At 58.3% G+C, this 25,232-nt stretch carries 28 protein-coding genes; 25 read left to right on the top strand and 3 right to left on the bottom strand.

All coding sequences use genetic code 11. From position 1 onward, the window contains the following. Positions 1-99 precede the first annotated feature (99 nt). Entirely contained in the window at positions 100-1,680 is a 1,581-nt protein-coding gene (locus tag DWZ54_RS03210) for a hypothetical protein (protein WP_118474470.1), read from the top strand. A 91-nt stretch (positions 1,681-1,771) separates the two neighbouring features. Here DWZ54_RS03210 and udk read toward each other — a convergent pair whose 3' ends face one another. Next, positions 1,772-2,416, bottom strand: coding sequence for a uridine kinase (udk, locus tag DWZ54_RS03205; protein WP_118474469.1), 645 nt, complete (start codon positions 2,414-2,416; stop codon positions 1,772-1,774). A gap of 192 nt (positions 2,417-2,608) precedes the next feature. On the opposite strand from udk, the gene DWZ54_RS03200 reads away from it, so the two are divergent. From DWZ54_RS03200 to DWZ54_RS03100, 21 genes are all read left to right on the top strand, one after another. Then, entirely contained in the window at positions 2,609-3,253 is a 645-nt protein-coding gene (locus tag DWZ54_RS03200) for a TetR/AcrR family transcriptional regulator (RefSeq protein WP_118474468.1), read from the top strand. Positions 3,254-3,410: 157 nt separating this feature from the next. Then, a complete protein-coding gene (locus tag DWZ54_RS03195) occupies positions 3,411-4,424 on the top strand; it encodes an HlyD family secretion protein (RefSeq protein ID WP_118474467.1) in 1,014 nt (337 codons plus the stop codon). Continuing rightward, positions 4,421-6,505, top strand: a complete 2,085-nt coding sequence (locus DWZ54_RS03190; RefSeq protein WP_118474466.1) for an ABC transporter permease — start codon at positions 4,421-4,423, stop codon at positions 6,503-6,505. Before DWZ54_RS03195 ends, DWZ54_RS03190 begins: the two co-directional genes overlap by 4 nt. A gap of 105 nt (positions 6,506-6,610) precedes the next feature. Continuing rightward, the gene (locus DWZ54_RS03185; protein ID WP_118474465.1) at positions 6,611-7,396 is read left to right on the top strand and encodes an acyloxyacyl hydrolase; all 786 of its coding nucleotides are present in this window, start codon (positions 6,611-6,613) and stop codon (positions 7,394-7,396) included. Between the two features lie 35 nt (positions 7,397-7,431). Then, on the top strand, positions 7,432-7,647 hold the full coding sequence (locus DWZ54_RS03180) for a (2Fe-2S)-binding protein (RefSeq protein WP_118474464.1): 216 nt from the start codon (positions 7,432-7,434) through the stop codon (positions 7,645-7,647). Between the two features lie 344 nt (positions 7,648-7,991). Beyond that, complete coding sequence (locus DWZ54_RS03175) at positions 7,992-8,660, top strand: transporter substrate-binding domain-containing protein (RefSeq protein WP_158573600.1); 669 nt, start codon at positions 7,992-7,994, stop codon at positions 8,658-8,660. Between the two features lie 222 nt (positions 8,661-8,882). Continuing rightward, a complete protein-coding gene (locus DWZ54_RS03170) occupies positions 8,883-9,314 on the top strand; it encodes a competence type IV pilus major pilin ComGC (protein ID WP_158573599.1) in 432 nt (143 codons plus the stop codon). After that, positions 9,311-9,883, top strand: a complete 573-nt coding sequence (locus tag DWZ54_RS03165) for an A24 family peptidase (RefSeq protein WP_118474461.1) — start codon at positions 9,311-9,313, stop codon at positions 9,881-9,883. The genes DWZ54_RS03170 and DWZ54_RS03165 overlap by 4 nt, the downstream gene beginning before the upstream one ends. After that, positions 9,856-10,356 carry a hypothetical protein gene (locus DWZ54_RS03160; RefSeq protein ID WP_118474460.1) on the top strand — a complete coding sequence of 167 codons (501 nt, stop codon included), beginning with the start codon at positions 9,856-9,858 and terminating at the stop codon, positions 10,354-10,356. Before DWZ54_RS03165 ends, DWZ54_RS03160 begins: the two co-directional genes overlap by 28 nt. A gap of 34 nt (positions 10,357-10,390) precedes the next feature. Beyond that, positions 10,391-10,804 (top strand): hypothetical protein, encoded by a 414-nt coding sequence (locus DWZ54_RS03155; RefSeq protein WP_118474459.1) that lies wholly within the window; start codon positions 10,391-10,393, stop codon positions 10,802-10,804. Then, positions 10,788-11,333: a hypothetical protein gene (locus DWZ54_RS03150; RefSeq protein ID WP_147369886.1), complete on the top strand. Its 546-nt coding sequence runs from the start codon at positions 10,788-10,790 to the stop codon at positions 11,331-11,333. Before DWZ54_RS03155 ends, DWZ54_RS03150 begins: the two co-directional genes overlap by 17 nt. Beyond that, entirely contained in the window at positions 11,326-11,769 is a 444-nt protein-coding gene (locus DWZ54_RS03145) for a hypothetical protein (RefSeq protein ID WP_118474457.1), read from the top strand. The genes DWZ54_RS03150 and DWZ54_RS03145 overlap by 8 nt, the downstream gene beginning before the upstream one ends. Then, on the top strand, positions 11,744-13,030 hold the full coding sequence (locus tag DWZ54_RS03140; RefSeq protein WP_147369885.1) for a PilN domain-containing protein: 1,287 nt from the start codon (positions 11,744-11,746) through the stop codon (positions 13,028-13,030). Before DWZ54_RS03145 ends, DWZ54_RS03140 begins: the two co-directional genes overlap by 26 nt. 31 nt (positions 13,031-13,061) lie before the next feature. Beyond that, positions 13,062-13,688, top strand: coding sequence for a type 4a pilus biogenesis protein PilO (gene pilO, locus DWZ54_RS03135; protein WP_118474455.1), 627 nt, complete (start codon positions 13,062-13,064; stop codon positions 13,686-13,688). 172 nt (positions 13,689-13,860) lie between these two features. Further along, entirely contained in the window at positions 13,861-15,021 is a 1,161-nt protein-coding gene (aroC, locus tag DWZ54_RS03130; protein ID WP_118474454.1) for a chorismate synthase, read from the top strand. Between the two features lie 4 nt (positions 15,022-15,025). Next, positions 15,026-15,565, top strand: coding sequence for a shikimate kinase (locus DWZ54_RS03125; protein ID WP_118474453.1), 540 nt, complete (start codon positions 15,026-15,028; stop codon positions 15,563-15,565). Continuing rightward, entirely contained in the window at positions 15,558-16,649 is a 1,092-nt protein-coding gene (gene aroB / locus DWZ54_RS03120; protein ID WP_118474452.1) for a 3-dehydroquinate synthase, read from the top strand. The genes DWZ54_RS03125 and aroB overlap by 8 nt, the downstream gene beginning before the upstream one ends. Before the next feature lie 156 nt (positions 16,650-16,805). Then, positions 16,806-17,147: a 50S ribosomal protein L19 gene (gene rplS, locus DWZ54_RS03115; protein WP_118016255.1), complete on the top strand. Its 342-nt coding sequence runs from the start codon at positions 16,806-16,808 to the stop codon at positions 17,145-17,147. A gap of 62 nt (positions 17,148-17,209) precedes the next feature. Then, complete coding sequence (lepB, locus tag DWZ54_RS03110) at positions 17,210-17,731, top strand: signal peptidase I (protein WP_118016256.1); 522 nt, start codon at positions 17,210-17,212, stop codon at positions 17,729-17,731. Between the two features lie 15 nt (positions 17,732-17,746). Next, positions 17,747-18,502 carry an exodeoxyribonuclease III gene (locus DWZ54_RS03105; protein ID WP_118474451.1) on the top strand — a complete coding sequence of 252 codons (756 nt, stop codon included), beginning with the start codon at positions 17,747-17,749 and terminating at the stop codon, positions 18,500-18,502. Next, a complete protein-coding gene (locus DWZ54_RS03100; protein WP_118474450.1) occupies positions 18,499-19,005 on the top strand; it encodes an 8-oxo-dGTP diphosphatase in 507 nt (168 codons plus the stop codon). The genes DWZ54_RS03105 and DWZ54_RS03100 overlap by 4 nt, the downstream gene beginning before the upstream one ends. 101 nt (positions 19,006-19,106) lie before the next feature. Here DWZ54_RS03100 and DWZ54_RS03095 read toward each other — a convergent pair whose 3' ends face one another. After that, entirely contained in the window at positions 19,107-21,119 is a 2,013-nt protein-coding gene (locus tag DWZ54_RS03095; protein WP_118474449.1) for a molybdopterin-dependent oxidoreductase, read from the bottom strand. A 157-nt stretch (positions 21,120-21,276) separates the two neighbouring features. On the opposite strand from DWZ54_RS03095, the gene DWZ54_RS03090 reads away from it, so the two are divergent. The 3 genes from DWZ54_RS03090 to tnpB all read left to right on the top strand — a co-directional run bounded on the left by DWZ54_RS03090 (position 21,277) and on the right by tnpB (position 24,657). Then, entirely contained in the window at positions 21,277-22,902 is a 1,626-nt protein-coding gene (locus tag DWZ54_RS03090; RefSeq protein ID WP_118474448.1) for a peptide chain release factor 3, read from the top strand. 218 nt (positions 22,903-23,120) lie between these two features. Further along, positions 23,121-23,528 carry an IS200/IS605 family transposase gene (gene tnpA, locus DWZ54_RS03085; protein ID WP_118474447.1) on the top strand — a complete coding sequence of 136 codons (408 nt, stop codon included), beginning with the start codon at positions 23,121-23,123 and terminating at the stop codon, positions 23,526-23,528. 4 nt (positions 23,529-23,532) lie between these two features. Next, on the top strand, positions 23,533-24,657 hold the full coding sequence (tnpB, locus tag DWZ54_RS03080) for an IS200/IS605 family element RNA-guided endonuclease TnpB (protein WP_118474446.1): 1,125 nt from the start codon (positions 23,533-23,535) through the stop codon (positions 24,655-24,657). Between the two features lie 129 nt (positions 24,658-24,786). Here tnpB and DWZ54_RS03075 read toward each other — a convergent pair whose 3' ends face one another. Then, on the bottom strand, positions 24,787-25,230 hold the full coding sequence (locus DWZ54_RS03075) for a MarR family winged helix-turn-helix transcriptional regulator (RefSeq protein ID WP_118474445.1): 444 nt from the start codon (positions 25,228-25,230) through the stop codon (positions 24,787-24,789). Positions 25,231-25,232: the final 2 nt, after the last annotated feature.

The raw sequence follows: 25,232 nt of genomic DNA, 5'->3' as shown, positions 1-25,232 counted from the left end.
TGCCGGTTAAGCGAAGGCTCCGCGTCAGCGGGGTCTTTTTTCATACGCTCCTTTATGTTATAATGAAAAAGTTGTTTTAGGGATAGAGGAACGATACGCATGATGAATGTCAAAATAAATGTTTATAGAAGAATCGATTTCTTTTACACAATTACTCATAAAGGCGCGGACTGGATCCTGTCGCGCGACGATGCCGAACGCTACATCCGGCGTCTGGCCTGGCATGGTCTCTCGGATGAAGAGCTTTCCCGTGTCTGGGCTGTCATCCAGAACATGGTGAGCTGCGTCAGGACGATGAATTTAGACTCCCTTTACGGTCTGACAATTTATGATTATCAGGAAACGGTGCGCGGAGCAATTGGTGAAAAGGTGGGCTTTACGGCTGATGAGGCTTCGGTGCGTGAAATCTTTGCCATCATCAAGAAGTTCTTTGCGTATTATCGGCGCTACCTTTCGCCTTCACCGGAAGAAGCGGCTTTGCAGCGGCAAACTTTGAAAGAAGCGCTGGCTTCCTTCTTTGACGAAGGAGAATTCATCATGCCGAAGAAGCGGACAAAAAAGGAATTCTACAGTTCGCTCAATTATGAGGAGATGCTTGGACCGGACGTGCTCGACAAGCTTGATGCTCTGATGGATGGCCTGCTCGCACGCATCGATGCCTTTTATCATCAGGACAGGTACGTCAATGATCTGGAACGCGCCACGCATCTCTTCTGCGGCCCGGACGGTGAGACGGGAGACATCCTGCATCATTTGCCCGAGGAGACGGCGGAAGAAACCTGGATGACGTTCTGGGATTACTTCCTGTTTGACTACCATCTGCTCGATTCCGATGAAATACCGCTGCAGCATTTTTTCCACCTCAACAAGGAAAAGCTCTCCCTCTCAGAGATCGATATGCTGCGTGACATGATGCAGTCGGAATTCATGATTTTTACCATCGAGGAGGATTGCGGCGACAGCTGCCGCTGCCGCAATCTGCTGACAGATGAGATGGTCACACTGCCGCATCCTGATTTGCCGCTGATGGACGTCAGCCAGCAGATTTTCTACGGGCATGTCCATCTCTGCGGCCTCATGATGACAAATCACATCGTCGCCCTGCCGGCAAGTCCCAGGCTGCGCCGCCGCATGAAGGAAATCCTTCTGCGCCAGCTGGTCATGTTCCGCTGCCAGCATCGCAAGGCCACGGTACAGGAATTCCTGCAGCGTGAATCCGCCATGGTCCGTCATACACTGCACATCATGTCGTCCTTTGCCCAGCTCAATGTCCTGCCAAATGCCCAGATGCCAAAGCCCTTGCCGAAGCAGCCTGTCCTGCATGATACCTTTCGGGAGGAAGAGGCCGTGCTGGCGGAAATCGCCCGGCGCATTGGCTTCAGCCGCTTTGCCATCGGCCTGATCTGGAAGCTCTTCGAAGATTATCTGTCAGTCGCAGGCACGGCAAAGGATCCGGATCCGGAGACCATGCCTGCCATCATGACGGCCTGCCTGTTTGCCTACGGCTCGATCAACGGTCTCGATTTCACGCAGATACCACGCTTCTATCATGTGCTCGGTGCCCGGAAGCAGGATATCCAGCATCACATGACGGCCATCCGTGAATGCCTCAAGTGCCGTCCCTTTGATCCGCGCTATTTGACGGAAGAGGGCTTCGTGACCTCCCTTTATGTGAATTGAAACAGTCATCTGTATAAAAACAGCCTCATCGCGATGTATCATCTTGATGAGGCTGTTTTTTCGCTGTACTGGTAAAGGCTGCAGCGATGCGTTACCAGGCCTTTTCAGCTTCGTCTGCAGCAGCACCCTTCTTGAGAATGTCCTCAATCTTGGTCTTCATGATGTCGAAGGCCACGTTGTTGAGGCCGCTGTTGATGACGATGTCGGCGACATTCTTGGTCGGCTCGACGTAGAGGTAATGCATGGGCTTGACCGTGGTCAGATACTGCTCGATGATGTCGTCGAGCTTGCGGCCGCGTTCGTTCATGTCACGCAGTACGCGGCGCAGGATGCGTTCATCGGCGTCGGCCTCGACAAAAATCTTGATGTCGAAGATGTCGCGCAGTTCCTGCGACTGGAAGATCAGGATGCCCTCGACGATGATGACGTGGCTCGGCTTGATAACGATGGTTTCCTGAGAGCGGTTGTGCAGCGTGAAATCATAGACGGGACATTCGATGCTGTGTCCTTCACGCAGTTCCTTGAGATGCTTGACGAGCAGATCTGTCTCAAGGGCGTCGGGGTGGTCGTAGTTGATGGTCTGACGCTCCTTGAAGGTCAGGTCGTCGTGCGGTGCATAGTAGTTATCGTGATAAATCACCGTAACTTTGTCGCCAAAGTAGTCCTTGAGGCGATTGGTGAACGTGGACTTTCCGGAGCCCGTGCCGCCGGCAATGCCGATAATCGTGGTTTTCATACAGTTAGCACATCCCTATCTAGAAAAACGGAAACGAATTAAACTATGCCTATCTTACCATATATCGCCATGGGAATCCAGATGCGAGGCCTGGTGACTGCCTCTTGACAAATGAGATTCTTCTGTTTATAATAATATTGAACATGTTCAATATAAACTAGGGGAATTGGACTTCGATAGAGGGGGATATTCATGAGAGAACACAGTAAACAGATCCGCCAGAAGATATTGGCAACCGCGAAGGACTTGCTCGTCACACAGGGGTACAAGAAGACGACTATCCGGAACATCGTTCAGCATTCCGGCGTCCTCACGGGCAGCATCTACCATTTTTACCAGAACAAGGAAGCGATCTTTGCTGAGATGCTGGCATCCATCATCCATCACTGCATTGAGAAAATCGATGCCTGCTGCGGCGATGAGACGCCAGCTTTTAAATATGCCGTGATCTGCGAGGTAGAGCTCACGAAGATGCGCGATGATGCCAGGATCTGTGAATTGTATTATGAATGCTATCATTCGCGCGTCATCTTCGAGAAGATGGCCGAATTATTCGCCAGGTATGCACAGCAATTGTTCGGCACGCGTTTCACAGCGGAGGAGTATCGCCGCAAGGCCGTGCTGATCAAGGGAGCAATGGGAGCCTGCATCACGGCATTCTATTTTGATACGCCCATCGATGACGATGCGGCACGGGCTGAGGTTATCGATATGGCTCTGCGGCTCTTCGAGGTTCCTGAAGCAGAAGTGGAAGCGACCATTGCGCGCATGAAGCAGCAAAAGAATCTTTGGAGCAATATCGCAGAGGAACTCGTCGAAGAACCCTTGGCAATCTGAGCTGGAAAACAGGGAATGCGGAAGAATTCCGCTCTTCTTTTTGCCTTTTATTTGAACGTGTTCAATTAATTGAACAGAGGCAGATGAAAGGCTATAGACAGGAGTGATGAATATGAATATGTTTTGGATGAGAAAGCTGGTGCATCAGAGGGTGGGAATGAGGTATGCGGCTTGCCGCAAGGCGATGGCCGCATTGCTCAGCCTGCTGATGCTTCTTTCCTGCGTCGGCTGCGGCCTCGGGAAAACTGTTTCAGAAACGACCTGGGGCAGGGCTGATGCCAAGGAAATCGATGTGAATTCCAAGGTGGCCGGCCGTGTGGTCGAGCTGCTCGTCAAGGAAGGCGACACGGTGGAGGCCGGACAGGTCATCGCGCGCATCGATAAGCGCAGCCTCGAGGCACAGAAGGCCGAGCTTGAGGCGAGCATCGAGGCTGTGCGGGCTCAGCAGTCACAGGCTGCCGTGACGACGAACATGCAGCAGGGGTCCACGCAGTCTGCCCTCTCGCAGGCACAGTCCGCGGCTGACCGTGCACGGGCAGACTTGGCGCTTGCGAAGGCCGACCATGACCGCTATGCCGATCTTCTGGCACAGGGAGCTGTATCACAGCAGACGTTCGACCAGTACGATACGAAGTACAAGACCGCGCAGGCCGCTTATGAGCAGGCACAGGGTGCGGTGAGCCAGTCGAATGCCGGCCTCCTGCAGACGGATGTCAGCAAGGAGAACGAGAAGGCATTGGCTGCCAAGCTCGCACAGGCTGAGGCTTCTCTGCAGGATGTGGAAGTTTCGCTCGATGAGACGGAAATCAAGGCTCCGTTTGACGGCGTCATCACGGAGAAGTACGTCGAGGAAGGCTCGATGATCTCGAACGGCACGCCGCTCGTGGCCGTGCAGGATACGTCTGATAACTGGGTGGACATCAAGATTCCCGAGACGCAGCTCTCGGATTTCCACCTGGGTCAGCAGGTGACTCTGATCGGCCGCGACAACAAGACAAAGGTGACGGGCACGGTGACGGATATCAGCAAGAAGGCGGAATTTGCGACGCAGCGTGCTACGAGCGAACGCGGTGATGCCAGTGATATCGTCAGCTTCAACGTCAAGATTCAGGTCAATTCCGATGCCCTGTGGCCGGGCATGCGTTTCCGTCTGGCTGGTGATGGCGAATGAATGGCAAACATGATTCCGGGCAGCACATGGCCGTCTGGCAGAAATTCTGGGCGATTGTCTGCGATGAATGGCATTACCTGATACATGGGCGACCGCCGGTCGCCATCATTATCTTTGCGATGCCGCTGGCGTTTTCGCTGCTTTTTGGCTGCGTTTACCGGGGGAATGTCGTCAACAACATTCCCTTCGTCGTTTACGATGAGGATCAGTCCAAGCTCAGCCGTTCGCTGATTCAGGCCTATGCCGACGCTGACCGCTTCACCTATGTCGCGCAGGCGGCCAGTGAAGAGGAGATGCGGGAAGCCATCGAGATCGGCCAGGCCAAGATGGCCCTGGGCATCCCGAAGGATTTCGACAAGGACATCAAGTCGGGACTCGGCAGCGATATCCTCATCATGGTGGATTCGACGAATAACATGTTCGGCAATGCGGCGCTGAGTGCCTCGCAGGAAATCAGCCGCTCCTATTCGGTTGCGGTCAGCAAGAGTCTGCTCGAGAGCCTGAGCCTGCTGCCCGATGATGCCATCAATGCGGCTTATCCCGTGCACATGGGGGTCCGCATCCTCGGCAATCCGGCAAATGGCTACAGCTCCTTCATGCTTTCCGGCCTCATGATGAACGGTCTTCAGATCGGCATCATGCTGACGATAGCTCCTGCGATGGTGACGGAGTTCTTCAGGCGCCGGTGGCGCGGTACGAACCCGCTGTTCATCTCGCTTGGCAAGACACTGCCTTACTGGTGCCTGGGGCTTGTGAGCTTTATTCTTTCCCTGAATGTCGTCGTTTACGGTTTTGCCGTGCCGATGCGCGGCAGCTGGGCCGATGCCATACTCATGGCCGGGGCTTTCCTGTTTTTTGTGAGCAGCATCCTGCACGTCTTTTCGGTCTTCTGCCCGACGCGCGTGCTCGCCCTGCAGTCCCCGATGGTCTACATCATGCCGGGGCTGCTCTATAGCGGCCTTTCGTGGCCGGCGTTTGACATGAGCGACGTGGCTTCCACCATCGGCATGCTCATGCCCATGACGTATGCAGGCGACACCCTGCGCGATATCCTGCTGAGCGGCAGCTCGCCGGATCTATGGCGCAACGTGCGCATCATGTTCTTCGGAGGACTGGGGTGTCAGATGCTGGCAGCTGCGATTTTCGCACTGCGCGTGAGATTCCTGGGAGGAAAGGGGGAGAAGCGCGCGTATGCCGCCATCGAGATTCCGCGGGATTTTTCGAAAAAGATCAAGACGGGCAGTTCTTCCGATGTCCTCTACATGGCCAACGGTGCGAACATCATCCTGACGAACATCACGAGTTCGGCCGTGTCGGATATCCTTGCGGATTTCTCGAACCGTCTGGCCACGGAGCGCGTGGCACTGCGCACGGGGGCTGAGGTCGAGATGAGCCGGCATGTCATCAATCCGGTGACGCCGCACCTGCGTGTCCTGCACAACATGACGCAGGGCTACATGTTCTTCTTCCTGCTGGGCCTTGCAATGGTCGCCTTTCAGCAGGGGATTTTCTTTGCGGTCGGCGCATCCATCACGAATGAATACGAAGCACTGACGGCGGGGACACAGGATGGCGCAGTATACGGCTCGCCCTGGCTGCTGCTGCTCGCCAAGGTCGTATACTTCTGGTTTCTCTCCATGCTGTCGTATCTGCTTGTCGTCTTCCTCGTGCAGAACCTCATGGGCATTCCGCTCCACGCACCGCTGCGGGAGCTCCTGCTGCTCGCGAGCACGTTCATCCTGGCGGCCATGAGCTTCGTCGTGCTCTTCTCCGCCTGCTTCCACAAGGAGATGGAATTCGTGCGCGGCATCATCATGTATCCGGTTGTCGCCTTCATTTTTTCGGGATACACCTGGCCGCATGAGGCCATGCCAACAGCCATGCAGTATGTCGCGGATGCATTTCCGCTCTCCTTTTTCTCGAATACCGTCCGCGAACTCTTCCTGGCCGGCTATTCACCGCACATCTGGCACGATATGGGGGCGCTTCTGATCATCGCGCTCATTTGTCTGCCGCTTGGCGGCTGGCTCTTTGCGCATAAGATCCGCCATTACCGTCAGCAGGCCGCGCAGCAAATCTGAGGAACAGAGGAGGTGGAAAGCAGGAGAAAACGCTGCAGGCTCGAATATTAACATTAAGACAAGAACCCGGAACTTGAAATCAAGGCAAAGGATGGCGCATTAATCATGAAATTACAATCTGGTCCCGTTTATTCGTTGGCGGCTTGTCTGTTGGCTTTGCCGCTGCCCGCAGCCTCTGCACAGGCGGCAGCTCCTGTGCAGGCCGTTCCTGCAGCTGAGGCACCCGCAGCGGCTGCTCCGGCCGCGGCCAAAGAGGAGAAGGCACTCACGGAGATGCCGGAGCACATGACTTCCCGGCAGGACAAGGCCGGGAAAGAATCTTCGCAGGAGGCAAAGACCGGTATCGAGCCGGCCAAAGATACAGCTGCGGAAAAGACGGCAAAGTTCGAGTCAGCGGCACGTCCGTCACATCACAACATCGAAGTTCAGCTTGAGTACCTCGATGCCCGCTTCTTCGAGAAACGCGATGTCAATCTTTACAATATCCACATCTACCATCAGTACAAGAAGCTCGGTGCCTTGTCCCTGCATTACGGCCTGACGCTGGAGCGCGCACTCGGTTCGACGACGGAAGACGATATCTATCGCGATGCCGGGGCCGTCGGCTTTGGTCCGTCGTATATGCTGCGCTGGACCCGCCACGTCTCCGGCAAGCTCGATGCCTCCATTGACGGTACGGGCAGCATCCTTGCCTACAATCACGCCCATCCGGGCAACGGCCGCGCGTTCGGCTTCCTCTGGCGCATCGGGCCGCGTCTGACATATCATTACACAGACCGCGACGCCATCAGCCTCGCGTATCTCTTCCATCATTCATCCAACGGCTTCAGCAGCCATAATCCGGGCTATAACGGCGTCGGATTCTCCTTGGGATTCACGCATAATTTCTAACAGGATAACGTTCAGGAGAAAAGGAGCGAGGAAAAATGAAACGAGAAAAGATTGCCTGCCACTGCCGCCGTGTCACGTACGGCGAGATTGTCGATGCCGTCGCAGCCGGTGCGAAGACGTTCGAAGAAGTGTCCGCGCGCACGACCTGCAGTACGGGCTGCGGCAAATGCCGGGACTTCATCACGCACATGGTCGAGGATATCCAGCGCTATCCGGAGGATTACGGCCTGCCAAAGCAGGAGAAGCCATAAGCCTTCGCAATGCCTATTGTCTGCGAACAGACATTACAGAAAATAACGGATTTTCCACCAAAACTCTTGACAACATTACATAATTTTGCTACAATATAATCAAACAAAGGGAAGAAAGCCATAGAGAAAACGGAATGACTTCTTACCTCTTGCGAGCACTTGCACATACGGGTGAGTCAGCAAGGAGGCGAGTCCGATGGGCCACTAATGGTTCCATGCGGTGAGAGTACATGGAAAATCAAACACAAGGCAAATAGCCGCTTAGTCGAAACAGATTAAGCGGCTTTTGCTTTGCTTGCCTGCGGGCTCAGTGGGAAAAGGGGATAAACATGGGAATAACGGTTTTGAGCAGTGAACAGCGGCCGGTCCTGCGCGTCGGGACGACGGGGGATTACCGCCCGTTCACGTGGTTGCGGCCCGATGGGCAGTACGAAGGACTTGACATCGAGTGGATGAAGCGGCTTGGAAGAGATCTGGGCTTCCGGGTGGCATTCGTGGCGACGAGCTGGCCGCACCTGCATGAGGAGCTGACAGCCGGAGCATTCGAGGCGGCGATCGGCGGCATTTCGTCGACACGCGAACGGCGGCAAACGTTCCTTGTGTCCGAGGTGTACCGTCAGACGGGCAAGACCATTCTCTGCCGCAGCGAAGATGCCGGCCATTATCGGAGTCTCGATGACCTGGACCGGCCGTCGGTGCGCGTGATGTTCAATCCGGGCGGCACGAATGAAGCGTTCGTGCGGCGATTCCTGACACACGCTGCATGGATCTGCCATGAGCAGAACGGCGAGATCCCCGTCCGCATTGCCGCGGGAGAGGCCGATATCATGATGACGGAAACGGTCGAAGCTGCCTACCATGCCGCAAGGGATCCGCGCCTCTGCGCACCGCTTTTGACGCAGCCTTTTACACATGATGGCTTTGCCGTGCTGCTGGCACACGGTCAGGATGGCCTGCTGCGCCGCATCAACGCGTATCTCACCGAACATCCTCCTTGTGTGCGCAGCGAATGAACATACTATAAAATACTCATCGTGATTTGCACCCGAAAAGCGGGTGCTTTTTATTTACCCGCCTTATTATTTTTATTCACTTCCCGATATTTTATAAGAATCGCGATAAAAATTAAAAATTTCTTATAATTAAGCAGGAGAATGTCCATTGGATGTAGAATACACATCACAAGGCCCCTGAAGTGTGAGGATTTGTGTTCTGATGTGGAGGAGGTTTTTTTGATGTCACAAAACAAGAGGCAGGAAGCAGGTTTCTCGTTGCTCGGCATGCTGATTGCCGTGGGGATTGTCGCCGTGCTGGCGGCCATTGCGGTACCGAAGTTCCATTCGGCCGTGGCCAAGGCCAATACGGCAAAAATCCAGGCAGATCTCTCGACGATTGAGACGGCCATGGGCGTCTATGCGCTGGAGAAAGGTGTCTTCCCGACGTCCGGCGATTTGACCGCCTTGGATGATTACATTGTCGATGCCAAAAACCTCAAGCCGCCGACAGGACAATGCCTGGTCAATGGCGAGTTGACGACACTCTCGGATAACGCCGCCTATTCAATCGGGAAAACAGGAGACGGAGAGGAAATGCGCGCTCTTTGTGACGGCAAGACTTTGTCCGCATTCGGCGAGCGGAAGAGCACCGGCAGCGGGAATCAATCATGAAGGATTTTGCTGAGGACTGGATGCTGACGACGGAATGCAGCTGGAAGGGGCTGTGCGGCGTAGCGGTCCTTGCCTGGGCTGGACTGCTGGCCTCCGGGCTTGCGGGCGGGCGGCTTGCGGGCGGGCTGGCTTTTGCGCTCGGCCTGACAGTGATGGGCTGGCTGGACAGCCGCACGGGCTTCCTGCCGGACCGCGGCAATCTCATGCTGGCACTTCTGGCTTTGCTGTTTCTCGCCCTCGGTGCGACCGTGCCGTTTGACGATGCTGTGCTCGGCTGCCTGCTCGGCGGCTTCCTGCTGCTTTCCATCCGCTGGCTCTCGCATGGCGGTCTGGGCCTTGGCGATGTCAAATACGTCATGGTACTCGGCCTGTGGCTGGGCTGGCGTGCCCTGTTGGCAGCCCTGCTGACGGCTTTCGTAGCCGGTGCCTTTGCCGCCTGCTTCCTGATTGCCACGGGACGTGCCAGCCGTCGGCAGTGCATGCCGTTCGGGCCGTTCCTGTCCCTCGGTGGTTATGTCGGCTATGTGAAGGGGGTGGAGCTGTGGCAGGCTTATCAAAGCTGTTTCTGAAGCACCGCTCGCCGGGCTTCTTGCTGATTGAGGGCGTGATTGCGGCTGCAGTCATCGCCGCCTTCGCGCTGATGGCCGTGCCGCAGGCCGTGCGCATGTACCGGGAAGCCGTGCTGGAGTACGAGGCTGTCCAGCTCCTGCACACGATTCGCTACGTGCAGGCCCTGTCGCACAGCACGGCTTCGTGGCCTGACGGCATGATGCCGCAGCGCGAGGAATACGTTCCCTCGCTGCGCTTCAGCCGCACGGGATATTTCATCATGCGCGGGCGGCGGCAGGTCATCAAGAGCCATTCATTCCCCAGGGGCATGACGATGATAAGCACCATGACGATGAGCCGCCCGGTGTACTTTGGCAAAGAGGGAACTGTCGACCTGCCGTTTTCGCTGCGGCTGCGCATGGAGGGTTGTGCGCGGGACCGGCAAATCGTGATGAGCCTCAGTGGCCGCTGCCGGCTGGACCGTGTCGGTTGAGCGTGGCAGTCAGATGAAAAGCGGGGTGAAGCGGATGAAGAGCCGGCATCGGAAGGGGGACGCGGGGTTCTTCCTGCTCGAGCTGCTCGTGCTTGCGGGCATCCTGATGGCTTCGGTATCCGCGCTGGCCGTCTATCACCAGAGTGCTGCTCTTGAGCGGGAGAATATGCTGCGCGTGGCCGCCATATACCTGGCCAAGCAGGAGCTCGCGGAACTTGCGGCGCTCTCGCGGGAGGGACGCCTCGCGCCGGGGGCATACGGCTGGCTCGGCGAGGAGGCTCCGGTACGCGAAGGAGTGGAATTTGCCGTTGAGGCCGAGGTCCGCGTGGCTGAAGGACCCGACGGCTGGCGGGCGGATGTCGTGGTGAGCTGGCCGGGGCATACTGGAGGCGGCACTGCTTCGCTGCAGCTGGAACGGGAGTGGTATGAGCATGAAACAACGGGGTAATGGCTCATCTGCGCAGGGCTTCCTGCTCCTTGACTGCCTGCTGTCCGTGCCCTTGCTGGCCGTGATGATGATGGCACTCAGTCTGCTGCTCTGCACAGGCGTTCACAGTGCCTTCCGGTTCTGGGCTGATGCCGAGCTTCATCAGGAGGTCCAGATGGCCTTTCGCCGCGTCGTGCAGGATGCCGAACTGGCTTATAAGATCCGGCCGTATGCCACGAAAACGGGTGTCGTATTCTACCAGCATCAGCCGCCAAAGACCTCTGGCAATCCGAAGCCCATCCAGACAGCTTACTGGATCCATAAGGTCAGCGGCATCCGGAAACTCGTCTGGCGTGACGTGAGCCAGCCGCTCACCGGCAATTACAGCCTGGCTGCGGTCGAGATCGAAGCGTTCACCTGTGAACCGGTCGGCCGGGGCCTCTACGAATTGCGTCTTGCCGGACGCAGCCGCGTGACGGGACATCGCTACGCTCTGTCGACGCGCGTGCTGCTGCCTGAGGCAAAGGAAAGGAGTCTGCCGGATGAGTGAACACAGGAGCGTTGTCCGCAAGCGTGAGCAGGGCCTGGCCTCCTTTCTGGCGCTCGCTATGATGCTCGTGCTGACCGTCCTGGGACTTTCCTGCCTGCTCGTTGCCGGGAACAGCCGGCGGATGGCGGCCGAATACCAGCGGGAAGTACAGCTCGACCTTGCCGCGGCAGGAGCTCTTGAGCGCGTGGCGCAGGAAGCCTGCCGCGATCCTGCGGCCCTGCAGCAGAACGATCTCTCCCATCTCTATGAGGAGGAGCGACTCACGGCCTTTGGGCCGCTGGCGCTGCGTGTGGCAGGCAGACAGGCCTCAGGATACATCGAGCTCACGGCTGTCGCGCATGAGCAGCACGATGCGAGGTGGCAGCGTCATCGGGCGGTCCGGGGCATTCTGGTGGAAAAGGAGGGGGGCTATGTCTGGTTTGGCCGGATACCTTGACCGGTGGCATCATCAGTTTTGCGGCATGCCGGGGCGGCTCAGCCGCCTGCTGCACGAGAAAGACCGGCGCTGTGTCGGCATCTGCTGCCAGCAGGACACCATCTATTACGCGCTGGCCGAGCGTCAGGGCGAAACGGTGCGTCTGCTGCAACTGGCGCAGGAAAAACGGCAGCCGTCAGGACAGGACGCTGCCGGCATTTTGGCTTCGTCATGGGAGCCTGAAAGCGGCGATGCGGCAGTGCAGGATATGGTGGCTGGCGTCCTCATGGGGCTTGCACGCCAGGGCTGGCAGCAGGAGAAAATCGTCTGCTGTTTATCCGCCGACAGGCTGCGCTGCTTTCTGCTCGACCTGCCGCGGCAGATGACGCAGGCCGAGTGCCGGGAAGCAGCCTACTGGGAAGTCGACGGACGGCTCATGGAGGAAGGACTGGCGGCCGAAGATTTCTGCCTGAGCTGGCATCTGCCGGAGGAGGGCAGAGCTTTTGCCCTGGGCGTGCCGCGCGCTGATGTGGCGCATCTTGAGCAGCAGGGCAGAATGGAAGGCCTTCGCATATGCGGCTGGGTCATGGGGATTCCCGAGGGACTGACCGACGTGTCCGCCGATGACCTCATCCTGCAGGAGACGCTGCTCGAGGGACGTGCAGGGATGCGGGAACAGGATATCCCGGGGACGAGTGGGGCCGTGGGGGCGGCGCTGTGGGGCCTTGGCCGTCCCACGCCCTTCGTGCTCGGGTTATCCTCGCAGGCGGGCGGGCAGGGACCGCAGTTGGCCTGGCGGCGTTTGGCCGCGGCTGCTGCAGCCCTGACCCTCATGCTGCTTCTCGTCTGGGGCGGTTTCCTCGGTACCCGTGCCTGGCAGGCACGCGAAAGCCTGCAGAATGCGCAGAAGCAGCTTCTGGCGCTGGCGCCTGACCGCAAAGCCATGCAGGTGCTCGAAGCGGCGCGGCAGGGGACGGCGGCGCGCGATACGGCGCTGCGGCAGCTCAGCAAAGATGCCGTGCCCTGGTACAGCCTGCTGCTGTATCTTGGCAGTCCGCCGCTCACCGTCGAAGGTATCTGGCTGCAGGATGTGAAGCCCGGCAGGGACCATTCGCTGGAACTTTCCGGCACGGCCCTGACCTATGCGGCACTTTCTGAATATATGGAAGCATTCCGACAGGAGTCCCTGCCGTTTGGCACGCCGCTCTTGGAGAAAGCTGAGCGGCAGGAGGAGGGCGGCAAGGGGGCAATCCGCTTTCATCTGGTGCTGAACGCGCCATGAGGTCTTCGCGGGGAATCTGAGACATGGAGTCATGGAGGAGGAAAAACGGGATGGGCGATTCGATATGAAGCCGGAGCAGGAGGAGCAGATGCTGCAGCGTGTCTGGCAGCATGTGCGGGAGCAGTGGCACACGTCGACTGAGATGCGGCTCTTTGCCGCCACGACAGCATTCAGCCTGCTCGCGGTCATCCTTTTTTATTTCCTGGTGCACTGTCCGTTGCGGGCGTATATGCAGGCGGCAGAGGCCGAGACGGCAGAGGTCCGCCGCGAGGTTGTGGCCGTCGTGAACTTCAAGAATGCACATCCGGACCGCAAGGCGTATGAGCAGGAGCTCGCACAGCACGTGGCCAGCGCCGAGGCGCAGCTGCCACGGGAGATGCAGCAGGGGCAATTGCTGCACGAAATCCAGCAGCTCGCTCTGCTGCATCACGTATCGCTGCAGCGCGTCCTGCCGGCTGAGGCATATCAGGAAGGCGGGCTGCTCGTGCTGCCCCTGCAGATTGCCTGCGAAGCTGACTACTTCTCGCTGCTCGACCTTCTGCGGGATCTGCGCCATGCGGCGCGCTTCCTGAAGGTCGCGGGCATCCAGCTGGAATCCGGTGATGGCGGGCGTCTCGTCTGCAAACTGGAGCTGCGCGCCTATGCCATGCCTGCCTGACGGGCAGGCAGATTCGGCATCCCTGACAGCAGGAAACTGTCGGGGATGTCTTTTTCTTTTGATAAAAGTCTTTCTTTATATGACAATTGTATCTTTTATGAGTGCTTGATTTATCAGGAAAGATACTTTAAACTAGAAATAACGTTTTTGGAATTAACGTGAGGTGGAAAATATGACAACATTACGTTTTATGACAGCCGGTGAGTCGCACGGCCCGTGCCTGACCGCCATCCTGGAGGGCCTGCCAGCCGGGCTGAAGCTTGATGAAGAAGCCATCAACCGCGATCTGGCCCGCCGTCAGCAGGGCTATGGCCGCGGCGGCCGCATGAAGATCGAGACAGACAAGATCCGGGTGCTTTCGGGCGTGCGCTTCGGTGAGACGCTCGGCGGTCCCATCACGCTGCAGGTCGTCAACCGCGATTTTGCCAACTGGGGCGGACGCATGGCGGCCTTCGGCGAGCCGGAAGGCCCGAAGGTCACGGCAGCGCGTCCTGGCCATGCCGATCTGACGGGTATCAAGAAGTACAACCGCCACGATGTGCGCGACATCCTCGAGCGATCGAGTGCGCGCGAGACGACGATGCGCGTCGCCGTCGGCGCCGTCTGCAAGGAATTCCTGCGCGCGCTCGGTGTCGAGGTTGTCTCCCAGGTTGTGACGCTCGGCGGTGTTTCCGTTGACTCCAAGAAAATTGACCGCAGCCAGCTCGGCAAGGCACATGATTCGGAGCTTAACTGCTACGATCCCGAAGCTGAAGCCAAGATGAAGGCGAAAATCGATGAAGCCAGGAAGACGGGCGACACGCTCGGCGGCATCTTCGAGGTAACGGTGCGCGGCCTGCCTGCAGGCCTCGGCAGCCACATCCAGTGGGACCGCCGCCTCGACGGCAGACTCGCAGGTGCGCTGATGTCCATCCAGGCCATCAAGGGCGTCGAAATCGGCGCGGGCTTTACCTGCGGCCTGTTGCCGGGCAGCCAGATTCACGATGAGGTGTTCCTCGATGCAGAGGGCAATCCCTGCCGCAAGACAAACCGCGCCGGCGGCCTCGAAGGCGGCATGACGAATGGCGAGGAAGTCGTCGTGCGCGCCGTCATGAAGCCCATCCCGACGCTCATGAAGCCGCTGCACTCGGTCGACATCGAGAGCCGCCAGGAAGTGCTGGCCTGCAAGGAGCGCAGCGACACGTGCGCCGTGCCGGCAGCCTCTGTTGTCGGCGAGGCCATGACGGCCTTCGTCATGGCGCAGGCCATCTGCGAGAAATTCGGTTCCGATGCCATGGTGGATCTCAAGGCTGCACTGGCCGCTTATGAGGAACGCATCCGGAAGGACTGGTGACGCGATGAAAAACATTGTGCTGATCGGCTTCATGGGGACGGGCAAGACGAGCACGGGCAAGCTGCTCGCCAAGCGGCTGGGTGCCGCGTTCATCGACCTCGACCGGGCCATTGAAGAGGAATACGGCATGACGATTCCCGCGATGTTCCAGCAGAAAGGCGAAGCGTATTTCCGCGCCTGCGAGCACGCGATGGTCGAGAAGACGGCCGGCCGTCGCAACACGGTCATTTCGACAGGCGGTGGCACGGTCAAGGATCCTGCGAACATGGCGGCCCTGCACGAGGGCGGCATCATCGTCTGCCTCAAGGCAGACATCGATACGATCCTCGCACGCACGGCCAGCCACGGCACGCGCCCGGTGCTCGACAGCGAGGACCAGGGGGACCGCCGCCAGGCCATCGCTTCGCTGCTCGCGGAGCGGCGCAGGCTATACGAAGTCGCGGACTTTTACGTCGACACGAGCACGCGCACGCCGCGCGAAGTTGTCGACGAGATCATCCGGCAAATCAAACATGAGAAGATAGGGGGCGGCAGCCATGCGTAAGGTGGAAGTCGAGCTTGGCAAGGCCAGTTATACGATATACATAGGATACGATATCTTGAAGGAAGTCCTGGTGCCGTTCGTGCAGCAGGAAGGGTTCTCGCGTCAGGCGATGCTCGTGACGGACAGTAACGTCGGGCCGCTTTACGGCGAAGCCGTCAAGAAATGCCTCGAGGAAGCCGGGCTTTCCGTCTGCCTCGCGACCATCTCCGCAGGAGAGAGCTCCAAGAGCCTCGCCGTGGCCGAGACGCTCTACACGAAAGCCATCGAGCAGGGCCTCGACCGCAAATCGCCGATCTTTGCGCTCGGCGGCGGCGTGGTCGGCGACCTCGCGGGCTTCATCGCGGCGACGTACATGCGCGGCGTGCCGTTCGTGCAGCTGCCGACGAGCCTGCTCGCCCAGGTTGATTCGAGCGTCGGCGGCAAGGTCGCCGTCAACCACACGCTCGGCAAGAACCTCATCGGTGCATTCTATCAGCCGCGCGCCGTCATCATGGACCTTTCGCTGATGAAATCGCTGCCAAAGCGCGAGATTTATACGGGCCTCGGTGAAATCATCAAATACGGCGTCATCTATGATGCGGACTTTTTCTCCTTCCTCGAGCAGAACAGCGAGGACGTGCTGGCACTTGAGCCCGAGGCCGCGGTCCACATGATCGCGCGTTCCTGCGAGATCAAGGCCGCCGTCGTCTCTGAGGATGAGAAGGAGACGGGCCTGCGCCGCATCCTGAATTTCGGTCACACCATGGCGCATGCCATCGAGAAGGAAACGAACTACATCCGCTACAATCACGGCGAGGCCGTGGCCATCGGCATGGTCGGCGCCGCCGACATCAGCGCGCGCCTCGGCATGATTCCCTCGTCCTGTGTGGCGCGTATCCAGGCACTCATCGAGAAGCTTCACCTGCCGGTACAGGCCGAGGGCTGCACAGTCGAAGGCATGTACAAGGACATTTTCCACGACAAGAAGACCATCAACGGCAAGGTCAACTGGGTTCTCGTCGATGAGATCGGCCGCGTGAGCTGCCGCAACGACGTGCCGGCCGATGTCGTCAAGGCCGCGATGGCCGCACGCATCCACGCCTGATCTTCGTTTGCCGGCATCCGCCACGTACCGGCTGCAAAAAAATAAAATTTCCAGTTGAAAGGCAGCTCCTTTTATGATATGCTATTTGAGTATATGGGCGGTCCTCTGAGTGAGCCTGCTGCTTGCCATGAACGTCTGACATAAGGAGGAAAAAGAATGAATATCATCGAGACGTTAGAGAAAGAACAGCTCCGTTCGGATATCCCGGAGTTCGCACCTGGCGATACGGTTCGCGTTCATGCGAAGATTGTCGAGGGTTCCCGCGAGCGTATCCAGATGTTCGAGGGTGTCGTCATTGCTCGTCAGGGTACGGGCGTCCGTGAGACGTTCACGGTTCGCCGCATTTCCTACGGCATCGGCGTTGAGCGTATGTTCCCGGTACATTCCCCGCGCATCGAGAAGATCGACGTTGTACGCAAGGGTATCGTCCGTCGTGCAAAACTCTATTATCTGCGCAACCTTACGGGTAAAGCTGCTCGTATCAAAGAGAAACGCTAATCTGCGTACGGATAGGGACTGCTTTGGCAGTCCCTATTTGTTTTATCAGAGGAGGAAACTACATGAGTTCTTTGGGAGAAGAGGCAAAGGATTGGATCATATCCATCGTCATTGCCGTGGTCCTGGCCTTCATCATCCGCCAGTTCGTCGTCGAGCTCTACATCGTCGACGGCCCGTCCATGCGCCCGACACTGCAGTCACAGGAGCGCCTGGTCGTCAATAAGTTCATCTACGACTTCCGCGCGCCGAAGAAGGGCGAGATCCTGGTCTTCCAGTATCCGCGTGACACGAGCCGCGACTTCATCAAGCGCGTCATCGCGACGCCGGGCGATACCATCGAGATCAAGGGCGGCCGCGTCTACGTCAACGATCAGATGCTTGAGGAAGACTACATCCTCGAGAAGACTCGCAGCGAATATCCGAAGGCGACCGTACCGGAGGGAACGGTCTTCGTCATGGGCGACAACCGCAACAACTCAGAGGACAGCCGCTTCGCCGACGTCGGCTTCGTTCCCTACAAGCTTATCAAGGGCAAGGCCGTGCTCGTCTTCTGGCCGCTCGACGCCTTCAAGACGCTGCCTTGACGGGAGGTCTGTGACATGAAACTCATTTCCTGGAACGTCAACGGCCTGCGGGCCTGCCTCAAAAAAGGCTTCATGGAATCCTTCGTGAAACTCGACGCCGATGTCTTTGCACTGCAGGAGACGAAGATGCAGCCGGATCAGGCCATCCTCGACCTGCCGGGCTACCGCCAGTACTGGAACAGCGCCGAACGCAAGGGCTACTCGGGCACGGCTGTATTCTCGCGGCTCGAGCCGCTGGCGGTGACGTATGGCCTCGGCATCGAGGAACACGACCATGAAGGCCGCATCATCACGCTCGAATTCCCCGACTGCTATTTCGTGACGGTCTACACGCCGAATTCCAAGCGTGGCCTCGAGCGCCTCGCCTACCGCATGGAGTGGGAGGACGCCTTCCGCGCCTACCTCACGGGACTCGACGCGAAAAAGCCCGTCGTCGTCTGCGGCGACCTCAATGTCGCCCATACGGAAATCGACCTCAAGAACCCGAAGACGAATCATCACAATGCCGGCTTCACCGATGAAGAGCGCGGCAAATTCACGGAGCTCCTCGCTGCGGGATTCCTCGATACGTTCCGCACGCTTTACCCGGAGCGCACGGGCATCTACACCTGGTGGTCGTATCTGCGCAAGGCGCGCGACACGAATGCCGGCTGGCGCATCGACTACTTCGTCGCCTCGTCGAGGCTGCGCGACCGCATCGTCGATGCCACAATCCACAACGAGATTTTCGGCAGCGATCACTGCCCGGTCGGACTGGAGCTCAAGCTATGACGGCGGCGCAGGAGAAAGGTCACAAGAAGACAAATCTGACGACGCTCTGCTACCTCGAGCAGGACGGCAGGTACCTCATGATGCACCGCGTTAAAAAAGAACATGACATCAACCACGATAAATGGGTCGGTGTCGGCGGCCATTTCGAGCCCGACGAAACGCCTGAAGAATGCCTCCTGCGCGAGGTGCGCGAGGAGACAGGCCTCACGCTTGACCGCTTTGCTCTGCGCGGCATCATCACATTCATGTCGGACAAGTGGCAGACGGAGTACATGTTCCTCTACACGGCTGATCGCTTCCACGGCGACTTCATCGGCCGCGACGCCTGCCGCGAGGGGACGCTCGAATGGGTGGACAAAGATGCCGTCTATGATTTACCCGTCTGGGAAGGCGACAAGATCTTCTTTCGGCTGATGGAGGAGCAGGAGGCGGTGTTTTCCTTGAAACTCCGGTATGTCGGGGACACGCTGGTGGAAAAGGCACTGAATGGGAAGGCCTTTTAAGCTGGCGGAGAACGGCCATAGACTCAGAGATAAAACTGGATAGAAAAAACCGGTACGAGTGCGCATGTCTCGTGCCGGTTTTTTGTTTGCCCCGTGTGGCATCAGGCTTTTTCGATGTCGACGCTGATGTCGTAGAAGGTGCTGCCGCCGTCTTTGTCGGTGAGGCGCATGGCGGTCAGGCGATTGGTGTTGCCGTCTTGGGTGTAGGCCTGCCACCAGACGCCTTCGGTGACGAGGGTGCCGCGGTTGACGCGGTCGGAGAGTTTCAGGGTGAAGTGGGCGTGGCCGCGCTGATTGCGGGCGCGGACGGGGTCGCCGTCCCGGAGGCCGCGCGCGGCGGCGTCTTCGGGATGAATGAGCAGGGTCATGATGTTGCCGCGGGTGAGCTCGTCGCGCTCGTTGAAGGAGCTGTCGAGGATGCGCATGTCGGGGGCGTTGATGAGGTGGAAGGGCTCGCTGTCCCGGTGGGGCGGCAGGTAGTCGGGCAGAGGCGGCTGGCAGAGGGGATTTTTGATCTCGATCTTGCCGGAAGGGGTGGCGAAGTGGAGCTTGTATCCTTCGGGCAGCGGCAGGTCGACGGGGCGGCTGTCTCTTAGCCTCTGGAGTGCTTCTCCGGTGAGGGGCAGGGGCCAGAATTTCTTTGTGGAGTCGATAAGGGCTTCGACGAGGTCTTCTTCGGTCTTAGCGAAGATGGGGTCTGTGAGGTGCATGGCCTTGGCGAGCAGGCGGGCGGTCTGCCAGTTGCTCTTGCTCTCGCCGACGGGCGGGATGACGGCTCTGGCGCGCTGGATGGTGTAGTGGCCGTAGGAGTAGTAGAGGTCTTCGCTCTCGAGGGAGGTGGTGGCGGGCAGGACGATGTCGGCGTAGCGGGTGGTGTCTGTGAGGAAGCGCTCGTGGACGACGGTGAAGAGGTCTTCGCGCTGGAGGCCGCGCAGGACCTGGTTCTGGTCGGGGGCGGTGCAGGCGGGATTGGAGGAATAGATGTAGAGCGCCTTGACGAGAGGCGTCAGATTGGTGTCGTTGAGCGCACGGCCGAGCTCGCACATGTTGATGTGGCGAACGCCTCTCTGCTCGAGGTCGGGGCGGCGGATGATGTTCTTGTCGAAGGCGTGACTGCCGGAGGCGGAGGTCAAGAGGCCGCCGCCTTTCTTGGCGTAGGCGCCGACGAAGGCGGGCAGGCAGGTGATGAGGCGCGAGGTCATGGCGCCGTTGACGTAGCGGGACTGGCCGCTGCCGAGGCGGATGAAGGGGGCGCGGGCATTGCCGTAGGCATGGGCGAAGGCGCGGATATCCGCGGCGGGGACGCCGGTGATGGCTGCGGCGGCTTCGGGGGTGTAGCGCGGCAGGATCTTTTGCTCGAGTTCGTCCGCTCCCTGCACGTACTCCTTGAGGAAGGCGCGGTCGGCGAGGCCGTCGCGCACGAGCACGTGGAGGACGGCAAGCGCGAGGGCACCGTCGGTGCCGGGGCGCGGGCAGAGGAAGGCGTCAGCGTAGTCGGCGGTCTTCGTGCGGTAGGTGTCGATGCAGTAAACCTTGGCGCCATTCCTGCGGGCAATCTCGATGTCGTGATGGAAGTGTATGTCGGTCGCGAGCATGCTGATGCTCCAGAGGATGATCATATCGCTGTGCTGGGCTTCCTGCGGGGCAGTCGGCAGCGTTGCACCCATGACATCACGGTAGCCGCGGCTCTTGGCCGGTGCGCAGATGGTGCGGTCAAGGCTCGTGGCGCCGAGTGCGTAGAAGAGGGCATGGCCGGCGCTGTAGCCAATCGTGCCCATCGTGCCGGCGTAGGAATAGGGCAGAATGGCCTCGGCGCCGTATTCTTTGATGATGGACTGCCAATGCCCGGCAATCTCTTCAATGGCCTCATCCCAGCTGATGGGAGCAAAGCATCCCTCGCCTTTCCTGCCCGTGCGCTTCAGCGGCGTCATGATGCGCTTGGCGGAGTGGACCGTGCGCTCGTAATGGGCCATCTTTGGGCAGAGCGTGCCGCGCGTGAAGGCGTGCTCGGGGTCGCCCGCGACGCGGACGGCCCTGCCGTCTTCGACGGTGATGAGCAGCCCGCAGCAGTCGGGACAGTCGTAGGGACAGACGGAAGGTTTGATTTCGGTCATGGGAATCCTCCTGTGGGCAGATGATGTACTGTCTTCATTATACCATAGCGGCAGATACGGGGAAATTGGGGATTGCAGTAGGAGAAGGCTCTATGATAGAATGGTAAGCAGTGTAACTTGACCTGTATCATTCACATATACTGGGAGGAAAAGAATCTTGTCCGCATTAACCGAAGAACTCGATAAGGAAATCAAGAAGCGCCGCACGTTTGCGATCATCTCGCACCCGGATGCCGGTAAGACGACGCTGACGGAAAAGCTCCTGCTCTACGGCGGTGCCATCCACCTTGCCGGTTCCATCAAGTCGCGCAAGACACAGCGCCATGCCGTGTCCGACTGGATGGAGATCGAGAAGCAGCGCGGTATCTCCGTCACCTCGTCGGTGCTGCAGTTCGACTATGACGGCTGCCGCATCAACATCCTCGACACGCCGGGCCATCAGGACTTCTCGGAGGATACGTACCGCACGCTCATGGCTGTCGACAGCGCCGTCATGGTCATCGACGTCGCCAAGGGTGTCGAGGCACAGACGAAGAAGCTCTTCAAGGTCTGCAAGCAGCGCGGCATCCCCATTTTCACGTTCATCAACAAGCTCGACCATTACGGCAAGCTGCCAATCGACATCATGGATGAGATCGAGAACGTGCTCGGTATCCGCTCCTACCCGATGAACTGGCCAATCGGCCAGGACGGCCAGTACATGGGCGTCTACGACCGCCGCAACGACAAGGTGCTGCTCTTTGCCGCCGACACGACGCACGGCCAGGAAGCGCGTATCGCTGATGTCTACGAGCCGGACGACCCGGCCGTCATCGAGCGCGTGGGCGAGGATACGTGGCAGGCCCTCAAGGACGACATTGAGCTCCTTGACGAGGCCGGTGAGGAATTCGACATGGAGAAGGTCAACGCTGGCGAGCTCACGCCGATGTTCTTCGGCTCGGCCATGACGAACTTTGGCGTGCAGGACTTCCTCGAAGGCTACATCCGCATGGCGCCGACGCCGCAGCCGCGCATGTCGAGCGACGGTCTCATCGCGCCGGACGATGAGAAATTCTCGGGCTTCGTCTTCAAGATTCAGGCCAACATGAACCCGGCGCACCGCGACCGTCTGGCCTTCATCCGCATCTGCTCGGGCAAATTCGAGCGCAACATGAGCGTCTGGCACGAGCGCTCGGGCAAACTCATCAAGCTCGCCCAGCCGCAGCAGTTCCTCGCACAGGACCGCCAGATCATCGACACGGCTTACCCCGGCGATATCGTCGGCCTCTTTGATCCGGGCATCTTTGGCATCGGCGACACGATTTGCGACGAGAGCCACAAGTTCAAATACGCCGACTTCCCGGTCTTCCCGCCCGAGAAATTCGCGCGCGTGCAGGCCAAGGATACGATGAAGCGCAAGCAGTTCGTCAAGGGCATCGAGCAGCTCACGCAGGAAGGTGCCATCCAGCTCTTCCAGCAGGCCGGCGCCGGCATGGAATCGTACATCGTCGGCACAGTCGGCACGCTGCAGTTCGAAGTCCTCGAGTACCGCCTCAAGAACGAGTACAACGTCGACATCACGATGAACATGCAGCCGTACGAAGTCGCGCGCTGGCTCGCCTACGAAGATGGACGCGAGGTCACGCCGGCTTCGCTCAAGGGTGCCGATCGCGGCATGTTCGTCTACGACCGCAAGGGCAACCCTGTGCTGCTCGTCAGCAATGAATGGGCGCTCGGCTGGATCATGGACAACAACCCCGACCTCCTGCTCAACCACGTGCCGTTCGACCGCAAGGAAGCCTGAGCAGGCTGCTTGTCAATCATTCTTCCGAAAGCAAATGGCCCCCGCTGGGACAGATTTTCCTGTTCCCGGCCGGGGCCATTTTTATCAAATGTGCCGTAAAACCCCGTCCCTTCAGGGCTGGGGATATAAGGCGCGTCCGCCGAATTTACGTAAGTAATTGAAGGCGGACAGTTACTTTGAGTGTTGTATTAGCTGGATATATGTAGTATAATACAAGTATGAACAGAGTATATCATTCAAACCACAATATTGTGTATTCCTGTAAGTATCACATCGTATTCTGCCCCAAATATCGTCGAAAAGTGCTCGTGAATGGCGTGGACGTGAGATTGAAGGAGCTCATACATTCCATTGCTGACGAAAATAACTTTGACGTCATCGAAATGGAAATCATGCCAGACCATGTGCACCTGCTGCTTGAGGTTGATCCACAATTTGGTATCCACAAAGCGGTAAAGACAATCAAGGGCAAAACATCAAGGATACTTCGGCAAGAATTTCATTGGCTGACAACAAAACTGCCAACACTTTGGACAAATTCGTATTTCTGCTCGACGGTTGGCGGTGCGCCGCTTGAGATTGTCAAGCAGTATATCGAGAGCCAGAAAACATCGCAAAGGAAGTGAGTGCATGGAAACGTACACGCTCGGCTATAAGTTCCGCATCTATCCGAGCAAGACGCAGGAAAACCTCATCAACCGTACACTTGGTTGTGTCCGCTTCGTGTTCAACCACTTCCTGGCGGTCAGGCGCAACGAATGGAAGGTGAACCGCAATCCGCTGACCTACGTCAAGACAAGCAGGCTGCTCACCGACCTGAAAAAACGTGAGGAAACCGCGTGGCTTTCTGAGGTTGACAGCATGGCGTTGCAGGAAGCCTTGCGTGATCTTGACCATGCCTATGAGAATTTCTTTGCGAAGCGGGCAAGATACCCACGCTTCAAATCAAAGCGCAGCCACAGCCAGTCTTACCGGACGCGCAACCAGAGTAGCGGCATCCGTATCGAAGGCAATCGGATCAAGCTGCCGAAGGTCGGCTTTGTGAAAATCAAGCAGAGTCGGGAGTTCGGGGGCAGGATTTTGAATGCCACGGTCCGCCGTGCGGCGTCAGGGAAATACTTCATTTCCCTTTGCGTTGAAACGGAAAAAGAATCCTTGCTCCGTCCGAACGGTGGTAAGCAGATTGGTATCGACGTAGGGTTAAGGGCATTCTGCTCGGACAGCGACGGCAACGTGACGCAATCCCCACACCCGCTGAAGAAGCTCCAACGCAAGCTCTGCCGAGAGCAACGCCGTCTTTCACGCAAGTTGCCGAAGTCCATGAACCGAGACAAGGCGCGTGTTCGCGTTGCTCGTGTGCATGAACGCATCGCAAACATCCGCAGGGACTTCCTGCACAAGTTATCCACACGGCTTACCCGTGAAAACCAAACGGTTGCCGTGGAACACCTGAATGTCAAGGGGATGCTGCGAAATCACAGACTCGCGAAGTCCATTTCCGATGCAAGTTGGAGCGAGTTCTTCCGCCAACTCACATACAAGGCGGAACTGCACGGTGGCGAACTGCTCAAAGTCGATACGTTCTACCCGTCGAGTCAGACATGCTCTGCTTGTGGCTATCAGAACCCACTGACAAAGGATTTGAGTGCTCGCGAATGGGATTGCCCGAAGTGTGGAACGCATCACGACAGAGATGTGAATGCTGCAAAGAACATCCTGTGCAAGGCTTTGGACGATAAATCCACAGTGGCATAAACTGGAATAAAGTGTACCGTGGGGCACACGGGAATTCACGCTTGGGGAAATCGTGTAAGACGCCAATTCTTCGGAGGCGGCGCAGTGGTTGTCGAACCAAGAATCCCCTGCCTTCAGGCATAGGGAGTGTCAATCCTGCTGCAGGTTTTCCTGGATTCGATGCATCAGCGCATAAAGCTGCTGGCAGTCTTCCGCCGAGAGTCCCTGCAGGGCCTGATGGCGGTGACTGGCCACGAGACTCTGCAGGCGGGTGAAGAGCGTTTCGCCCTTTTCGGTCAGCCGGACGAATTTGCCCCGCGGCTCATTGCGGAACACCCGGGTAATCACGCCCTTTTCTTCCATCTTCACCAGCGTCTTTGAGATGGCCGCCGGCTCGATGCCGAGATACGGGCTGAGCTCCGCCTGGGCACATTCCCCGCGGTGGTGAATCAGGTTCAGGACCGTCCATTCGGAACTGTAAATGCCGGATCGTGCAATTTCCTGGTTCAGGGTCTTGGCGAACAGGCGCATCGTCTGATGAATCTGATGCATCAGGCGGTCGGTGTCATTTTCCTGCCAAATATGCGTATCCATGA

Origin of the sequence: Mitsuokella sp. AF33-22 (assembly GCF_003475755.1) — a bacterium.
GTDB lineage: Bacteria > Bacillota > Negativicutes > Selenomonadales > Selenomonadaceae > Mitsuokella.
This window is presented reverse-complemented; position numbering and strand designations above follow the sequence as displayed.

Excerpts from the sequence above, each read along its gene's own strand:
- DWZ54_RS03210 (WP_118474470.1), top strand. The coding sequence starts at position 100 with ATGATGAATGTCAAAATAAATGTTTATAGAAGAATCGATTTCTTTTAC.
- DWZ54_RS03095 (WP_118474449.1), bottom strand. The coding sequence starts at position 21,119 with ATGACCGAAATCAAACCTTCCGTCTGTCCCTACGACTGTCCCGACTGC.
- DWZ54_RS03075 (WP_118474445.1), bottom strand. The coding sequence starts at position 25,230 with ATGGATACGCATATTTGGCAGGAAAATGACACCGACCGCCTGATGCAT.
- tnpA (WP_118474447.1), top strand. The coding sequence starts at position 23,121 with ATGAACAGAGTATATCATTCAAACCACAATATTGTGTATTCCTGTAAG.
- DWZ54_RS03165 (WP_118474461.1), top strand. The coding sequence starts at position 9,311 with ATGAAGGATTTTGCTGAGGACTGGATGCTGACGACGGAATGCAGCTGG.
- DWZ54_RS03150 (WP_147369886.1), top strand. The coding sequence starts at position 10,788 with ATGAAACAACGGGGTAATGGCTCATCTGCGCAGGGCTTCCTGCTCCTT.
- DWZ54_RS03190 (WP_118474466.1), top strand. The coding sequence starts at position 4,421 with ATGAATGGCAAACATGATTCCGGGCAGCACATGGCCGTCTGGCAGAAA.
- aroB (WP_118474452.1), top strand. The coding sequence starts at position 15,558 with ATGCGTAAGGTGGAAGTCGAGCTTGGCAAGGCCAGTTATACGATATAC.
- DWZ54_RS03105 (WP_118474451.1), top strand. The coding sequence starts at position 17,747 with ATGAAACTCATTTCCTGGAACGTCAACGGCCTGCGGGCCTGCCTCAAA.
- DWZ54_RS03125 (WP_118474453.1), top strand. The coding sequence starts at position 15,026 with ATGAAAAACATTGTGCTGATCGGCTTCATGGGGACGGGCAAGACGAGC.
- pilO (WP_118474455.1), top strand. The coding sequence starts at position 13,062 with ATGGAGGAGGAAAAACGGGATGGGCGATTCGATATGAAGCCGGAGCAG.
- DWZ54_RS03180 (WP_118474464.1), top strand. The coding sequence starts at position 7,432 with ATGAAACGAGAAAAGATTGCCTGCCACTGCCGCCGTGTCACGTACGGC.
- udk (WP_118474469.1), bottom strand. The coding sequence starts at position 2,416 with ATGAAAACCACGATTATCGGCATTGCCGGCGGCACGGGCTCCGGAAAG.
- rplS (WP_118016255.1), top strand. The coding sequence starts at position 16,806 with ATGAATATCATCGAGACGTTAGAGAAAGAACAGCTCCGTTCGGATATC.
- DWZ54_RS03100 (WP_118474450.1), top strand. The coding sequence starts at position 18,499 with ATGACGGCGGCGCAGGAGAAAGGTCACAAGAAGACAAATCTGACGACG.
- DWZ54_RS03145 (WP_118474457.1), top strand. The coding sequence starts at position 11,326 with ATGAGTGAACACAGGAGCGTTGTCCGCAAGCGTGAGCAGGGCCTGGCC.
- DWZ54_RS03170 (WP_158573599.1), top strand. The coding sequence starts at position 8,883 with ATGTCACAAAACAAGAGGCAGGAAGCAGGTTTCTCGTTGCTCGGCATG.
- DWZ54_RS03185 (WP_118474465.1), top strand. The coding sequence starts at position 6,611 with ATGAAATTACAATCTGGTCCCGTTTATTCGTTGGCGGCTTGTCTGTTG.
- DWZ54_RS03195 (WP_118474467.1), top strand. The coding sequence starts at position 3,411 with ATGAGGTATGCGGCTTGCCGCAAGGCGATGGCCGCATTGCTCAGCCTG.
- tnpB (WP_118474446.1), top strand. The coding sequence starts at position 23,533 with ATGGAAACGTACACGCTCGGCTATAAGTTCCGCATCTATCCGAGCAAG.
- DWZ54_RS03140 (WP_147369885.1), top strand. The coding sequence starts at position 11,744 with ATGTCTGGTTTGGCCGGATACCTTGACCGGTGGCATCATCAGTTTTGC.
- lepB (WP_118016256.1), top strand. The coding sequence starts at position 17,210 with ATGAGTTCTTTGGGAGAAGAGGCAAAGGATTGGATCATATCCATCGTC.
- DWZ54_RS03155 (WP_118474459.1), top strand. The coding sequence starts at position 10,391 with ATGAAGAGCCGGCATCGGAAGGGGGACGCGGGGTTCTTCCTGCTCGAG.
- DWZ54_RS03200 (WP_118474468.1), top strand. The coding sequence starts at position 2,609 with ATGAGAGAACACAGTAAACAGATCCGCCAGAAGATATTGGCAACCGCG.
- aroC (WP_118474454.1), top strand. The coding sequence starts at position 13,861 with ATGACAACATTACGTTTTATGACAGCCGGTGAGTCGCACGGCCCGTGC.